This is a genomic window from Pseudomonas gingeri, assembly GCF_013386115.1.
Lineage (GTDB): Bacteria > Pseudomonadota > Gammaproteobacteria > Pseudomonadales > Pseudomonadaceae > Aquipseudomonas > Aquipseudomonas gingeri.
Genome location: NZ_JACAOR010000019.1, coordinates 1 through 15,204 on the forward strand (window position 1 = coordinate 1; position 15,204 = coordinate 15,204).

Below are 15,204 nucleotides of genomic sequence, written 5' to 3' on the forward strand. Positions count from 1 at the left end.
CCCGGGAGAAATCCTGGCAGTTGCGCCATGACTACAACTTCGCCGCGCTGGGCATCCCCGGGCTGACCCTGATGAACCGCTATATCAGCGGCGACAACGTGCACATCGGCACGGTGACCGACGGCAAGGAATGGGGTCGCGAATCGGAGCTGGCCTATACCGTGCAGAGCGGCACCTTCCGCGACCTCAACGTGCGCTGGCGCAACTCCAGTATCCGCAAGAGCTTCAGCACCAACGAGTTCGACGAGAACCGCCTGTTTATCAGCTACCCGATTTCGTTGTTGTAGCCGATCGCTGCCGATTGATCGCTCCCGCGCTCCGCCGGGAAGCGATCATGCAGCTCGAAACATTTTGAAAAATCTACAGCCCGTGGTGGCCACCGATCAAAGCATCCATCGCATTGACAAAGCCGTTTCGCGCTGACGATAATCCAGACTCAATGTCGTACGACAACAGACGACAAAAATAACAACAAACATTCGACCAGGGCCACGCCATGACCTCAGCGACAACCACCCCGCAGCCCTTCAATCGTCTCCTGCTCACCGGTGCGGCCGGCGGCCTGGGCAAGGTCCTGCGCGAAAGCCTGCGGCCCTATGCCCGTGTCCTGCGCCTGTCGGATATCGCCCAGATGGCGGCGCCCATCGATGACCGCGAGGAAGTCCGGCCCTGCGACCTCGCCGACAAGCAGGCGGTGCACCAGTTGGTCGAAGGCGTCGACGCGATCCTGCATTTCGGCGGCGTCTCGGTGGAACGCCCCTTCGAGGAAATCCTCGGGGCCAATATCTGCGGCGTCTTCCATATCTACGAAGCCGCCCGTCGCCATGGCGTCAAACGGGTGATCTTCGCCAGTTCCAACCACGTGATCGGCTTCTACAAGCAGAGCGAAACCATCGACGCCCACGCGCCACGGCGCCCGGACAGTTACTACGGACTGTCCAAGTCCTACGGCGAGGACATGGCCAGCTTCTACTTCGACCGCTATGGCATCGAGACCGTCAGCATCCGCATCGGTTCGTCGTTCCCGGAACCGCAGAACCGCCGGATGCTCAGCAGCTGGTTGAGCTTCGACGACCTGACGCAACTGCTCGAACGCGCCCTGTACGCGCCCAATGTCGGGCACACCGTGGTCTACGGCGTCTCCGACAATCGTTATGTCTGGTGGGACAACCATCTGGCCGCGCACCTCGGCTACCAGCCACAGGACAGCTCCGAGCCGTTCCGCGCCAAGGTCGAGGCCCAGCCGGCCCCGGCGGCGGACGATCCGGCCATGGTCTACCAGGGCGGTGCCTTTGTCGCCGCGGGTCCTTTCGGCGACTGAGCCGACGAACCATCCTCTTCAGGGAACGGAGTGCCCATGGACGCAGAATTGATTCTCGACGCCCGCAACGCCACCGGCGAAAGCCCGGTGTGGAGCGTGCGCGAACAGGCGCTGTACTGGGTCGATATCCCGGCCCGTCGCCTGCACCGCTGGAGTGCCGGGACCGGACAGACCCACAGCTGGGAAACCCCGGAAATGCTCGCCTGCATCGCCCGCTACAAGGACGGCAGCTGGATCGCCGGCCTGGAAAGCGGCCTGTTCAGGCTGCAGGCCGATGTCGACAACGGCCTGCACAGCCGGTTGCTGGCGCCGGTCCGGCATGCCAGCCCCGGCATGCGTTTCAACGATGGCCGTTGCGACCGCCAGGGGCGTTTCTGGGCCGGCACCATGCTCCTGGACATGAGCCAGGGCCGAGCGGTCGGCGCCCTGTATCGCTACGACGCCGGGCAACAGCAACCGCTCCAGGCCAGCCTGGACAACCTGATCGTGCCCAACGGCCTGGCCTTCAGTCCTGACGGCAAGACCCTGTACCTGTCCGATTCCCATCCGAGCGTGCAACGCATCTGGGCCTTCGACTACGACACCGACAGCGGCACACCGCATAACCGCAGGCTGTTCGTCGACATGAACCAGTACCCCGGCCGACCCGATGGCGCCGCCATGGACGTCGATGGCTGCTACTGGATCTGCGGCAACGACGAAGGCCTGATCCATCGCTTCACCCCTGACGGTCGCCTTGACCGTTCCCTGGCGGTGCCGGTGAAGAAACCCGCCATGTGCGCGTTCGGCGGCAGCGACCTGAGCACCCTGTTCGTCACCTCGATCCGCCCCGGCGGCGACCTGCACGACCAGCCCCTGGCCGGCGGCGTGTTTGCCCTGCGCCCGGGCGTCCAGGGCCTGGAGGAACCGTTTTTCCACGCCTGATGCCTTGTGCCCGAGGGCGTGGATACCGAGCACTTTTGAACGAAGCAGCCAAAAAATAACAACAAGACGGAGAATCACCCCATGGACTTCAAACGCAAGCTTCTCATCGCCGCACTCCCCCTCGCCTTCAGCTTCAGCCACCTGGCCCATGCCCTGGAAATCAAGTTCGCCGACATCCACCCGGCCGGCTACCCGACCGTGGTCGCCGAAGAAAACATGGGCAAGACCCTGGTCAAGGAAAGCAACGGCAGCCTGACGTTCAAGATGTTCGCCGGCGGCGTGCTCGGCTCGGAAAAGGAGGTGGTGGAACAGGCCCAGGTCGGCGCGGTCCAGATGGCCCGGGTCAGCCTCGGCATCGTCGGGCCGGTGGTACCGGACGTGAACGTGTTCAACATGCCCTTCGTGTTCCGTGACCAGGCCCATATGCGCAAGGTCATCGACGGCGAGATCGGCCAGGAGATCCTCGAGAAGATCACCCAGTCCGAATTCAACCTGGTGGCCCTGGCCTGGATGGATGGCGGCACCCGCAACCTCTACACCAAGAAGCCGGTGCGCAGCCTCGCCGACCTCAAGGGCATGAAGATCCGCGTGCAGGGCAATCCGCTGTTTATCGAAACCATCAATGCCATGGGCGGCAACGGCATCGCCATGGACACCGGCGAGATCTTCAGCGCCCTGCAGACCGGGGTGATCGACGGCGCGGAAAACAACCCGCCGACCATGCTCGAACACAACCATTACCAGAACGCCAAGTACTACGCCCTGACCGGGCACCTGATCCTGCCCGAGCCGGTGGTGATGTCGAAGACCACCTGGGAAAAGCTCACGCCCGAGCAACAGGCCCTGGTCCGCAAGGTGGCCAAGCAGGCGCAACTCGAAGAGCGCGCGCTGTGGGACGCCAAGTCCGCCAGCAGCGAAGAGAAGCTCAAGGCCGCCGGCGTCGAGTTCATCGTCGTCGACAAGAAACCCTTCTATGAGGCCACCGCCTCGATCCGCGAGAAGTACGGCGCGCCCTACGCCGAGCTGATGACCCGCATCGAAGCGGTCGAGTAACCCCCTCCCACCTCATGGAAGGCCCGACCGGCTGGCGCCCAGCGCCCAAGCCGGCGGGTAACGGTGACATCCGATGAAGAATCTTGTGCTGCAGATCAACGACCGGATCTACATGGCCTGCATCTGGGTCGCGGGGCTGGCGATACTCGCCATCTCCCTGATCATTCCCTGGGGCATCTTTGCCCGCTACGTCCTCGGTACCGGCTCCAGCTGGCCGGAGCCCAGCGCCATCCTGCTGATGATGGTGTTCACCTTTATCGGTGCCGCCGCCAGCTACCGTGCCGGCGCGCACATGGCCGTGGCCATGCTCACCGACCGCATGAGCCCGGCCATGCGCTCGGGCGCCGCCCTCATCGCCCAGGTGCTGATGGCGACCATCTGCCTGTTCATGACGATCTGGGGAGCCAAACTCTGCGCCTCGACCTGGAACCAGTTCATGAGTGCGCTGCCGACCTTGCGGGTCGGCATCACCTACATGCCGATTCCCGTGGGCGGCGCCCTGACGCTGATCTTCGTGCTGGAAAAACTCCTGCTGGGCGACCAGAGCCAGCGCCGCGTGGTGCGTTTCGACCTGGTCGAAGAAAACGAAGGGGCTGCCTGAATGGACGCGCTGATTCTGTTGGGCAGTTTTATCCTCCTGATCCTGATCGGCATGCCGGTGGCCTACGCCCTGGGCCTGGCCGCGCTGATCGGCGCCTGGTGGATCGATATCCCGTTCCAGGCCCTGATGATCCAGGTCGCCGGCGGGGTGAACAAGTTTTCGCTGATGGCGATTCCGTTCTTTGTCCTGGCCGGCGCGATCATGGCCGAGGGCGGCATGTCACGGCGCCTGGTGGCGTTCGCCGGAGTCCTGGTGGGCTTCGTGCGCGGCGGCCTGTCACTGGTGAACATCATGGCCTCGACCTTCTTCGGGGCGATTTCCGGCTCGTCGGTGGCCGACACCGCCTCGGTCGGTTCGGTGCTGATCCCGGAAATGGAGCGCCGCGGCTATCCCCGCGATTTCTCCACCGCCGTCACCGTCAGCGGTTCGGTGCAGGCCTTGCTGACACCGCCCAGCCACAACTCGGTGCTCTACTCCCTGGCCGCCGGCGGCACGGTGTCCATCGCCTCGCTGTTCATGGCGGGGGTGGTCCCGGGCCTGTTGATGAGCGCCTGCCTGATGGTGCTGTGCCTGATCTTCGCGAAAAAGCGCGACTATCCCAAGGGCGAAGTCATTCCCCTGCGCCAGGCCCTGAAAATCTGCGCCGATGCCCTGTGGGGCCTGATGGCCATGGTGATCATCCTCGGCGGGATTCTCTCGGGGATCTTCACCGCCACCGAGTCGGCGGCGATCGCCGTGCTCTGGTCGTTCTTCGTGACCATGTTCATCTACCGCGACTACAAGTGGAGCGAGCTGCCCAAGCTGATGCACCGCACGGTACGCACCATCTCCATCGTGATGATCCTGATCGGCTTCGCCGCCAGCTTCGGCTACATCATGACCCTGATGCAGATCCCGGCGAAGATCACCACACTGTTCCTGACCCTGTCGGACAACCGCTACGTGATCCTGATGTGCATCAACGTCATGCTGCTGTTGCTCGGCACGGTGATGGACATGGCCCCGCTGATCCTGATCCTCACGCCGATCCTGATGCCGGTGATCCTCGGCATCGGCGTCGATCCGGTGCAGTTCGGCATGATCATGCTGGTGAACCTGGGGATCGGCCTGATCACGCCGCCGGTGGGCGCGGTGCTGTTCGTCGGCTCGGCGGTGGGCAAGGTCAGCATCGAGAAGACCGTCAAGGCGCTGCTGCCGTTCTACGGCGTGCTGTTCCTGGTGCTGATGGCCGTCACCTATATCCCCGCGCTGTCGCTCTGGCTGCCGCACCTGGTGCTGTAAGTCGCCCCTCCCCCCGGGAGCCGCCACGCCGCGGCTCCCGATCCCGGTCAAGGAAAACCGCCTGTCATGTCCGCCTCCCCAACGCAGTCCCTCTCCACCGCACTGCCGCGCCCGCTCGCGGTACTGATTCTCGCCACCCTCGCCTGTGCCTTCGCCGGCAATCACATCGCCGCGCGGATCGCCTTCGACCACGACACCGGCCTGTTGCTGGCGATTCTCTGCCGTTCCGGCGTGACCTTGCTGGTGCTCGCCGGGCTGGTGTTCTGGCAGCGGGAAACCCTGAAGCTCAAGGCCGGGACCTGGCGCTGGCAATTGCTGATGGGGGTGCTGATCGCCGCGCAAAGCTTTTGTGTCTATTCGGCCGTGGCGCGGATTCCCGTGGCCCTGGCGTTGCTGGTGGGCAATACCGCGCCGATCCTGCTGGTGCTGCTGAACTGGGCGCTCGGCGGACGTGCGCCGACCCGGCAGGCGATGCTGTTGATGGGCATGATCCTGATCGGCCTGGTGTTCGCCCTGGACGTGCCGCAGCGCCTGTCCAGCCAGGACAGCGGCGAAGCACAATGGCTGGAAGGGATACTGTTCGGCTTTACCGCCGCCAGTGTCTTTGCCTGCGCCCTGTGGATAACCGAGCACAAGCTGTCCCAGGTGCGTGGCAGCGTGCGCAGCCTGCTGACCTTGCTGGTGGTGTTCTGCGTCACCGCACTGCTGGGCCTGAGCGAACTGCTGCCCGGTGGCATCAGCCTGCCGGGCGCGCCGACCGGCTGGTTGGCGCTGGGCTGCCTGGTGCTGCTCTACGGCCTGGCGTTTTCCTTGCTGTTCATCTGTGTGAGCCGCCTGGACATTGTGCGCAATGCGCCGGTGATGAACGTCGAACCGATCGCCAGCCTGCTGTTCGGCTGGCTGATCCTCGACCAGTTGCTGAGCCGCGGGCAAGTCATCGGCGGCTTGATCGTGGTCGGCGGGATCGTCCTGCTGACCTCGCGCAGGCCGGCCTGATTCCCTGTCAGCCGCGAGTTGCGCGCCAGAGCCTGGTGGCCAGCGTCACCAGGGCCAGCACCACCGCCCCGGCGACAATCCCCACTACCGCATTGAGCAGCGTCGGCACCACCACCGCAAAGCCGCCGGCCGCCGCGGCCACACCCTCGATCCAGTGATGCAGCGCCGGTACGCCATGGGTGAGAATCCCGCCGCCGACCAGGAACATCGCCGCCGTGCCGATCACCGACAGGCTCTTCATCAGGTACGGCGCGGCACTCAGCACGCCACGCCCGAGACTGCGCTGCAAGGAGGCCCAGGCACCCTCGCCGGCCTTGCGACTCAGGTACAGGCCGCCGTCATCGAGCTTGACGATACCGCCCACCAGGCCATACACGCCGACCGTCATCACGATGGCGATGCCCGACAGCACCACCACCTGCTGCATCAGCGGCGCGTCGGCCACCGTGCCGAGGGTAATGGCGATGATCTCCGCCGAGAGAATGAAATCGGTGCGCACCGCGCCCTTGATCTTGTCCCGCTCGAAGGCCACCAGGTCGGTCGCCGGATCGCCGATCGCCTGCACCAGCCGGACATGCCCGGCCTCGTCCTCGGCCTGGCTGTGGAGGAATTTATGCGCGAGCTTTTCGAAGCCTTCGAAACACAGGTAGGCACCGCCCAGCATCAACAGCGGCGTCACCAGCCAGGGGGCCAGCGCACTGATCGCCAGGGCCGCCGGGACGAGGATCAGCTTGTTGCGAAACGATCCCTTGGCCACCGCCCAGACCACCGGCAACTCACGCTCGGCGCGCACCCCGGAGACCTGCTGGGCATTGAGCGCGAGGTCGTCACCGAGGACCCCGGCGGTTTTCTTGGCCGCCATCTTGGTCATCAGCGCGACGTCATCCAGTACCGCCGCGATATCGTCGATCAAGACCAGCAAACTGCTTCCTGCCATGGTGCATTCCTCGGGAAAATTGCGTTGCACAGTGTGCCGTCGGGCGTCCCGGAGGGCAATCTTGAGACTCGCGCAAGCCCGGTGCTACCATGCCCAACCGCCCGGACAGGCAAGGAAAACCCTGGTTTATGAGCACCATCCGCGAACGCAACAAAGAACTGATTCTGCGCGCAGCCAGTGAAGAGTTCGCCGACAAGGGTTTCGCTGCCACCAAGACCAGCGACATCGCGGCCAGGGCCGGCCTGCCCAAGCCCAATGTCTACTACTACTTCAAATCCAAGGACAACCTTTACCGCGAGGTCCTGGAAAGCATTATCGAGCCGATCCTGCAGGCGTCGACGCCGTTCAACCCCGAAGGCGTGCCCGGTGAAGTGCTGGCCGGCTATATCCGCTCGAAGATCCGCATCTCCCGCGACCTGCCGGCGGCCTCCAAGGTCTTCGCCAGCGAAATCATGCACGGCGCGCCGCACCTGAGTCGCGAGCAGGTGGAACAGCTCAACGCCCAGGCCCGGCACAATATCGAGTGCATCCAGAGCTGGATCGACCGGGGACAGATCGCCCCCATCGACCCCAACCACCTGATGTTCACCATCTGGGCCGCGACCCAGACCTATGCCGACTTCGACTGGCAGATCTCCTCGATCACCGGCAAGGCCAGGCTCGACGACAGCGACTACGAGGCGGCGGCACAGACCATCGTGCGCCTGGTGCTCAAGGGCTGTGAACCCGATCGATAATTGCCAGCGCCGGCAACCCCGGTCAGGCTGACACCCCGGCATCCGCCGTCAGCCCCAACGCCTCGATCGCACTGATCGCGCACTGCTCGTCGATATCCGACGTATCGCCACTGATCCCGAGGGCGCCGAGCACCTGCCCGGCCTGATCGCGGATCAGCACCCCACCCGGTGCCGGCACCACGCTGCCCTGCCCCAGGCTGTTCAACGCCGCGATAAATGCCGGCCGTTGCTGCGCATCCAGCGCCAGCAGGCGCGAGCCCTTGCCCAGGGCAATCGCGCCCCAGGCCTTGCCGATGGCGATCTGCGGCCGCAGCAGGCTGGCACCGTCCTCGCGCTGCAAGGTCACCAGGTGCCCGCCACCATCCAGTACCGCAATGGCCAGCGGGGCCGCGGAAATCGTCCGTCCCGCCGCAATCGCCTGGCCGGCCAGGCTGACTGCGACTTTCAAGGTTAAAGCGCTCATGGGTGCCGTCCTCATGCTGTGTTGGGAAGCCTTTGACGCTCGACGCAAGCGCCACTCTACCCAACAAATAGAGCACAATAATAAATATTTTTGTATACAATAATTTTGCAAAAGACGCTAAACATCGTCAAAACCTCAATTTCACGGGTTCCCGACGAACGCAGCAGCCGTTTGAGAAAATGGATTGACCTGCGCCGTTCGCCGTGAATACACTCGACGCAAAGCCACTTGTATACAATTACAAAACGTAAGAGGCACAAAATAATGAGCAAAATGAGAGCAATCGAAGCCGCCGTCCTGGTGATGCGCCGCGAAGGGGTCGATACCGCCTTTGGCATTCCCGGTGCCGCGATCAACCCTCTGTACAGTGCGCTGCAAAAAGTCGGCAGCATCGATCACGTCCTTGCTCGTCATGTCGAAGGTGCCTCGCACATGGCCGAGGGCTACACCCGGACGAGGGCGGGCAATATCGGCGTGTGCATCGGCACTTCGGGGCCCGCCGGCACCGATATGGTCACCGGCCTGTACAGCGCCAGCGCCGACTCGATCCCGATCCTCTGCATCACCGGCCAGGCTCCCCGGGCGCGCCTGCACAAGGAAGACTTCCAGGCCGTGGACATCACCAGCATCGTCAAGCCGGTGACCAAGTGGGCGACCACTGTCCTGGAACCGGGCCAGGTGCCCTACGCGTTCCAGAAAGCCTTTTATGAAATGCGTTCCGGGCGGCCCGGCCCGGTACTGATCGACCTGCCGTTCGACGTGCAGATGGCGGAAATCGAGTTCGATATCGACGCCTACCAACCACTGCCGCTGGCCAAGCCCGGTGCCACCCGTATCCAGGTGGAAAAGGCCCTGGCCCTGCTCGACCAGGCCGAGCGCCCGTTGCTGGTGGCCGGTGGCGGTATCATCAATGCCGACGCCAGCGAGCTGCTGGTGGAGTTCGCCGAGCTGACCGGCATCCCGGTGATCCCGACCCTGATGGGCTGGGGCACGCTGCCCGACGATCATCCGCTGATGGTCGGCATGGTCGGGCTGCAGACCTCTCACCGCTACGGCAACGCCACCCTGCTCAAGTCCGACCTGGTGCTGGGCATCGGCAACCGCTGGGCCAACCGCCATACCGGTTCGGTGGAGGTCTACACCGAAGGTCGCAAGTTCATCCACGTCGACATCGAGCCGACCCAGATCGGCCGCGTGTTCACTCCCGACCTCGGCATCGTTTCCGACGCGGCCTCGGCACTGACGGTCTTTATCGAGGTCGCCCGCGAATGGCAGGCCGCCGGCAAGCTGAAGAACCGCAGCGCCTGGTTGCGCGATTGCCAGCAGCGCAAGGCCAGCCTGCAACGCAAGACCCACTTCGACAATGTGCCGGTCAAGCCCCAGCGTGTGTATGAAGAGATGAACCAGGTGTTCGGCAAGGACACCTGCTACGTCAGCACCATCGGCCTGTCGCAGATTGCCGGTGCGCAGTTCCTCCACGTCTACAAGCCACGCCACTGGATCAACTGCGGCCAGGCCGGCCCCCTGGGCTGGACCATCCCGGCGGCCCTGGGCGTGGTCAAGGCCGATCCCGAGCGCAAGGTCGTGGCGTTGTCCGGTGACTACGACTTCCAGTTCATGATCGAGGAACTGGCGGTCGGCGCGCAGTTCAAGCTGCCGTACATCCACGTCGTGGTGAACAACTCCTATCTGGGGTTGATCCGCCAGGCCCAGCGCGGCTTCGACATGGACTATTGCGTGCAACTGTCCTTCGACAACCTCAATGCCCCGGAACTCAACGGCTACGGCGTCGACCATGTGGCCGTCGCCGAAGGCCTGGGTTGCAAGGCCCTGCGCGTGTTCGAACCGGGCCAGATCCAGCCGGCACTGCGCAAGGCCCAGGAGTTGATCGAGGAGTTCCGGGTGCCGGTGATCGTCGAGATCATCCTCGAGCGCGTGACCAATATTTCCATGGGCACCGAGATCAACGCCGTCAACGAGTTCGAAGACCTCGCGCTGGTCGGCAACGATGCGCCGACCGCCATCGCACTGCTCGACTGACCGACCTTGATTGTGGGAGCGGGCCTGCTCGCGAAGAAGGCATCGAGGCGGCCAAAAGCTTCGTCGGAATGCCGCCCGGACCAGGCCCACTCCCACGGGATCAACGCAAACCGTTCCACAGGAGACCACCATGCCGCGTTTTGCCGCCAACCTTTCCATGCTGTTCACCGAACAGGACTTCCTCGCCCGCTTCAAGGCCGCTGCCGATGCCGGCTTCAGTGGCGTGGAATACCTGTTCCCCTACGACTTCAGCTCCGCCGAGATCAAGGCGCAACTCGATGCCCACGGCCTGACCCAGGTGCTGTTCAACCTGCCGGCCGGTGACTGGGCCAAGGGCGAGCGCGGGATCGCCTGCCACCCGGACCGCGTCGACGAATTCCGTGGCGGGGTCGACCTGGCCATCGCCTATGCCCAGGTCCTGGGCAACACCCAGATCAATTGCCTGGCCGGGATTCGCCCGCAGGGTTTCGATGAGGCCTTCCTGGAAAAGACCCTGGTCGCCAACCTCCGATACGCCGCCGACAAGCTCCAGGCCGTGGGCATCAAGCTGGTGATGGAGGCGATCAACACCCGCGACATTCCCGGTTTCTACCTGAACACCACGGCCCAGGCCCTGTCGATTCGCGAGCAGGTCGCCAGCGCCAACCTGTTCCTGCAATACGACATCTACCACATGCAGGTGATGGAGGGCGACCTGGCCCGGACCCTGAGCAATCACCTCGGCGAAATCAATCATGTGCAACTCGCCGACAACCCCGGCCGCAACGAACCGGGCACCGGCGAGATCAACTACCGCTTCCTGTTCGAATACCTGGACCGCATCGGCTACCAGGGCTGGGTCGGCTGCGAGTACAAGCCGCTGACCACCACCGAGGCCGGGCTCGGCTGGTTGAAAACCCATAACGCGATCTGAACGCATCCCCCTATGACAAGTACGACAAGAGGATTTTCTCATGGCTAAAATCGGTTTTATCGGCACCGGCATCATGGGCCACCCCATGGCTTCGAACCTGCAGAAAGCGGGTCACAGCCTGTTCCTGTCCCAGCATCACGACGCCGCTCCGGCCGACCTCGTCGCCGCCGGCGCCGTGGCCCTGGCGAACCCGAAGGAAGTCGCCCAGGAAGCCGAGTTCATCATCGTCATGGTGCCGGACACCCCGCAGGTCGAAGACGTGCTGTTCCGAGCCGATGGCATCGCCGCCGGGGTCGGCCCGGGCAAGATCGTCATCGACATGAGCTCGATCTCCCCCACCGCCACCAAGGCCTTCGCCGCCAGGATCAATGAAAAGGGCGCGCAATACCTCGATGCGCCGGTGTCGGGCGGTGAAGTCGGGGCCAAGGCCGCGACCCTGAGCATCATGATCGGCGGCGACAGCCAGGCCTTCGCCCGCGCCCTGCCGCTGTTCCAGAGCATGGGCAAGAACATCACCCTGGTCGGCGGCAATGGCGACGGCCAGACCGCCAAGGTGGCGAACCAGATCATCGTCGCCCTGAATATCCAGGCGGTGGCCGAGGCGCTGTTGTTCGCCGCGAAGAACGGCGCCGATCCGGCCAAGGTGCGTGAGGCGCTGATGGGCGGCTTTGCCTCGTCGAAGATCCTCGAAGTGCACGGCGAGCGCATGATCAAGGGCACTTTCGATCCGGGCTTCCGCATCAGCCTGCACCAGAAGGACCTGAACCTGGCCCTGGCCGGGGCCCGCGAGCTGAACATCAACCTGCCCAACACCGCCAATGCCCAGCAGGTCTTCAGCACCTGCGCGGCCATCGGCGGCAGCAACTGGGACCACTCGGCGCTGATCAGGGGCCTGGAGCATATGGCCAACTTCTCGATCCGCGACAAATAAGCGCGCCCTGGAGATCGTTCCCACGCGCGGCAAAGAAATGCAGCCGGTGATGCTGTGGGAGCGGGCTTGCTTGCGAAGCTTTTGAAGCGGACGCGGAGCGTCCAGTGCGGCATTCCCACGCGGAACGTGGGAACGATCAACGCGGTGCGTCCAGTGAGGCGTTCCCACGCAGAGCCGGGGAACAATCTCTGCACCCATAACAATAAATCCGGGAGCCCGCCATGTCGGTCGATCCGCAAGCATTCCTGCGTCAGTTGTTCACCACGGCCATCGACGCCGCCCACCCGCAACAGGTACTCGAACCCTGCCTGCCCAAGGACCGTAGCGGTCGTGTCATCGTCATCGGCGCCGGCAAGGCCGCCGCGGCCATGGCCCAGGTGGTGGAGCGCTGCTGGCAAGGGGAAATTTCCGGCCTGGTCGTCACCCGCTACGGCCACGGTGCCCCTTGCGAGAAAATCGAAGTGGTCGAAGCCGCTCACCCGGTGCCCGACGCCGCCGGTCTCGCCGTCGCCAGGCGTGTCCTGGAACGGGTCAGCGACCTCGACGAAAACGACCGGGTGATCTTCCTGCTCTCCGGTGGCGGCTCGGCCCTGCTGGCACTGCCGGCGCCCGGCATCAGCCTGGCGGACAAGCAGTCGATCAACAAGGCCCTGCTCAAGTCCGGCGCGACCATCGGCGAGATGAACTGCGTACGCAAGCACCTCTCCGCCATCAAGGGCGGCCGCCTGGCCAAGGCCTGCTGGCCGGCCAGTGTCTACACCTACGCGATTTCCGATGTCCCGGGCGACGAGGCCACGGTGATCGCCTCGGGCCCGACCGTCGGCGACCCCAGCACCTCGGCCGATGCCCTGGCGATCCTCAGGCGCCATGCCATCGAGGTTCCGGCAGCGGTGCGCGACTGGTTGCAGAGTGCCGAGTCGGAAACCGTCAAGCCCGGCGATCCGTGCCTGTCCCGCAGCCATTTCCAGTTGATCGCCCGTCCCCAGCAATCCCTAGAAGCGGCCGCGGTAAAAGCCCGTCAGGCCGGCTTCAGCCCACTGATCCTCGGCGACCTCGAAGGCGAATCCCGGGAGGTGGCGAAAGTCCATGCCGGGATTGCCCGGCAGATCGTCCAGCACGGCCAGCCGCTGGCGGCCCCCTGCGTGATTCTCTCGGGCGGTGAAACCACCGTCACCGTGCGCGGCAATGGCCGTGGCGGGCGCAATGCGGAATTCCTGCTGAGTCTGACCGACAGCCTCAAGGGCCTGCCCGGGGTCTACGCCCTGGCCGGCGACACCGACGGTATCGACGGTTCCGAAGACAACGCCGGCGCCCTGATGACACCCCAGAGCTACAGCTGCGCCCAGGCCCTGGGCCTGAGCGCCGGCGACGAACTGGACAACAACAATGGCTACGGCTACTTCGCCGCCCTGGACGCGCTGATCGTCACCGAACCGACCCGGACCAACGTCAACGACTTCCGCGCCATCCTGATTCTCGACAGCGCCGCCCATGAGAGCCCCGAACATGACGCCTGACAAGAAAGTCAAAATCCTCGCCACCCTCGGCCCCGCCACCCGTGGCATCGACGATATCCGCGAACTGGTGGAAGCCGGGGTGAATATCTTTCGCCTCAACTTCAGCCATGGTGAGCATGCCGATCATGCCCGGCGCTTCGCGTGGATCCGTAGCGTCGAGCGCCAGCTCAATTACCCGCTGGGCATCCTGATGGACCTGCAGGGCCCGAAGCTGCGGGTCGGCCGCTTTGCCGAAGGCAAGGTGCAACTGGTGCGTGGCCAGGCCCTGCGCCTGGACCTCGACAGCACGCCCGGCGATCAATGCCGGGTCAACCTGCCGCACCCGGAAATCATCGCCGCGCTGGAACCGGGCATGGACCTGCTGCTGGACGATGGCAAGCTGCGCCTGCGGGTCACCGGCAAGCACCGTGATGCCATCGACACCACGGTGCTCAATGGCGGCGAGTTGTCCGACCGCAAGGGCGTCAATGTCCCGCAGGCCCTGCTGGAACTGAGCCCGTTGACGCCCAAGGATCGCCAGGACCTGAGCTTCGGCCTGGAACTGGGCGTGGACTGGGTGGCCCTGTCCTTCGTGCAGCGTCCGGAAGATATCCGCGAGGCCCGCGAGCTGATCGGCGACCGCGCCTTCCTGATGGCCAAGATCGAGAAACCGTCGGCGGTCGAACGCCTGCGGGAAATCGCCGAACTGAGCGACGCGATCATGGTTGCCCGCGGCGACCTCGGCGTCGAGGTGCCGGCCGAAAGCGTGCCGCAGATCCAGAAGGACATCATCGGCACCTGCCGCCAACTGGGCAAACCGGTGGTGGTGGCGACGCAGATGCTGGAGTCGATGCGCTTCTCCCCGGCCCCGACCCGCGCGGAAGTGACCGATGTCGCCAATGCCGTGGCCGAAGGTGCCGATGCGGTGATGCTCTCGGCCGAAACCGCTTCCGGCGACTACCCGCTAGAGGCCGTGCAGATGATGAGCAAGATCATCCGCCAGGTGGAAAGCGGGCCGGATTACCAGACCCAGCTGGATGTCAGCCGGCCGCAGGCGGAGGCGACGGTCTCGGATGCCATCAGCTGCGCGATCCGCCGTATCAGCCGCATCCTGCCGGTGGCCGTGCTGGTCAACTACAGCGAGTCCGGCGCCTCCAGCCTGCGAGCGGCGCGGGAACGGCCGGCGGCACCGATCCTCAACCTCACGCCGAATGTGCAGACCGCCCGCCGCCTGAGCCTGACCTGGGGTGTGCATTCGGTGGTCAACGACCGCTTGCGACAAGTGGATGAAGTCTGTTCGACGGCCCTGGAGATTGCCCAGGCCCAAGGCATGGCGGAGCGTGGCGACACCTTGCTGATCACCGCGGGCGTGCCCTTCGGACAGCCCGGCTCGACCAACTCGCTGCGGATCGAAACCTTGATCTGAGGTGCCTGCACCGGCCTTTTCGTGGGCAAGCCCACTCCTGCAGGGCTGAACTGTGGGAGTGGGCTTGCCCACGAAGAGAATCTCC

At 64.5% G+C, this 15,204-nt stretch carries 15 protein-coding genes; 13 read left to right on the forward strand and 2 right to left on the reverse strand.

Annotated features, from left to right (window positions below; all coding sequences use genetic code 11):
* The 7 genes from HX881_RS31275 to HX881_RS31305 form a co-directional block, all read left to right on the forward strand.
* A partial coding sequence (locus tag HX881_RS31275) for an OprD family outer membrane porin (protein WP_177088449.1) occupies positions 1-287 on the forward strand: 287 nt, incomplete at its 5' end.
* Between the two features lie 209 nt (positions 288-496).
* Positions 497-1,321, forward strand: a complete 825-nt coding sequence (locus HX881_RS31280) for an NAD-dependent epimerase/dehydratase family protein (protein WP_177088450.1) — start codon at positions 497-499, stop codon at positions 1,319-1,321.
* 36 nt (positions 1,322-1,357) lie between these two features.
* A complete protein-coding gene (locus HX881_RS31285; RefSeq protein WP_177088452.1) occupies positions 1,358-2,245 on the forward strand; it encodes a glucurono-1,5-lactonase in 888 nt (295 codons plus the stop codon).
* 81 nt (positions 2,246-2,326) lie between these two features.
* Positions 2,327-3,298, forward strand: coding sequence for a TRAP transporter substrate-binding protein (locus HX881_RS31290; protein WP_177088454.1), 972 nt, complete (start codon positions 2,327-2,329; stop codon positions 3,296-3,298).
* Positions 3,299-3,371: 73 nt separating this feature from the next.
* Entirely contained in the window at positions 3,372-3,899 is a 528-nt protein-coding gene (locus HX881_RS31295; protein ID WP_177088456.1) for a TRAP transporter small permease, read from the forward strand.
* Positions 3,900-5,180 (forward strand): TRAP transporter large permease, encoded by a 1,281-nt coding sequence (locus HX881_RS31300; RefSeq protein WP_177088458.1) that lies wholly within the window; start codon positions 3,900-3,902, stop codon positions 5,178-5,180.
* Between the two features lie 66 nt (positions 5,181-5,246).
* Positions 5,247-6,176 (forward strand): EamA family transporter, encoded by a 930-nt coding sequence (locus HX881_RS31305; RefSeq protein WP_177088460.1) that lies wholly within the window; start codon positions 5,247-5,249, stop codon positions 6,174-6,176.
* A gap of 7 nt (positions 6,177-6,183) precedes the next feature.
* Here HX881_RS31305 and HX881_RS31310 read toward each other — a convergent pair whose 3' ends face one another.
* Positions 6,184-7,113, reverse strand: a complete 930-nt coding sequence (locus HX881_RS31310) for a DUF808 domain-containing protein (RefSeq protein WP_177088462.1) — start codon at positions 7,111-7,113, stop codon at positions 6,184-6,186.
* 128 nt (positions 7,114-7,241) lie between these two features.
* Here HX881_RS31310 and HX881_RS31315 point away from each other — a divergent pair, with 128 nt between their 5' ends.
* Positions 7,242-7,850 carry a TetR/AcrR family transcriptional regulator gene (locus HX881_RS31315; RefSeq protein ID WP_177088464.1) on the forward strand — a complete coding sequence of 203 codons (609 nt, stop codon included), beginning with the start codon at positions 7,242-7,244 and terminating at the stop codon, positions 7,848-7,850.
* Between the two features lie 22 nt (positions 7,851-7,872).
* On the opposite strand, the gene HX881_RS31320 is transcribed toward HX881_RS31315, so the two are convergent.
* Positions 7,873-8,313, reverse strand: a complete 441-nt coding sequence (locus tag HX881_RS31320) for a GlcG/HbpS family heme-binding protein (RefSeq protein WP_042934616.1) — start codon at positions 8,311-8,313, stop codon at positions 7,873-7,875.
* Positions 8,314-8,577: 264 nt separating this feature from the next.
* Between HX881_RS31320 and gcl the strand changes: the two genes are divergently transcribed.
* From gcl to pyk, 5 genes are all read left to right on the forward strand, one after another.
* Positions 8,578-10,353 carry a glyoxylate carboligase gene (gene gcl, locus HX881_RS31325; protein WP_177088466.1) on the forward strand — a complete coding sequence of 592 codons (1,776 nt, stop codon included), beginning with the start codon at positions 8,578-8,580 and terminating at the stop codon, positions 10,351-10,353.
* A gap of 130 nt (positions 10,354-10,483) precedes the next feature.
* A complete protein-coding gene (gene hyi / locus HX881_RS31330) occupies positions 10,484-11,266 on the forward strand; it encodes a hydroxypyruvate isomerase (RefSeq protein ID WP_177088468.1) in 783 nt (260 codons plus the stop codon).
* Between the two features lie 40 nt (positions 11,267-11,306).
* On the forward strand, positions 11,307-12,197 hold the full coding sequence (locus HX881_RS31335; RefSeq protein WP_177088470.1) for a 2-hydroxy-3-oxopropionate reductase: 891 nt from the start codon (positions 11,307-11,309) through the stop codon (positions 12,195-12,197).
* 221 nt (positions 12,198-12,418) lie between these two features.
* Entirely contained in the window at positions 12,419-13,714 is a 1,296-nt protein-coding gene (locus tag HX881_RS31340) for a glycerate kinase type-2 family protein (protein WP_177088472.1), read from the forward strand.
* Positions 13,704-15,119, forward strand: a complete 1,416-nt coding sequence (pyk, locus tag HX881_RS31345) for a pyruvate kinase (protein ID WP_017124383.1) — start codon at positions 13,704-13,706, stop codon at positions 15,117-15,119. The genes HX881_RS31340 and pyk overlap by 11 nt, the downstream gene beginning before the upstream one ends.
* The last annotated feature ends 85 nt before the right edge of the window (positions 15,120-15,204 follow it).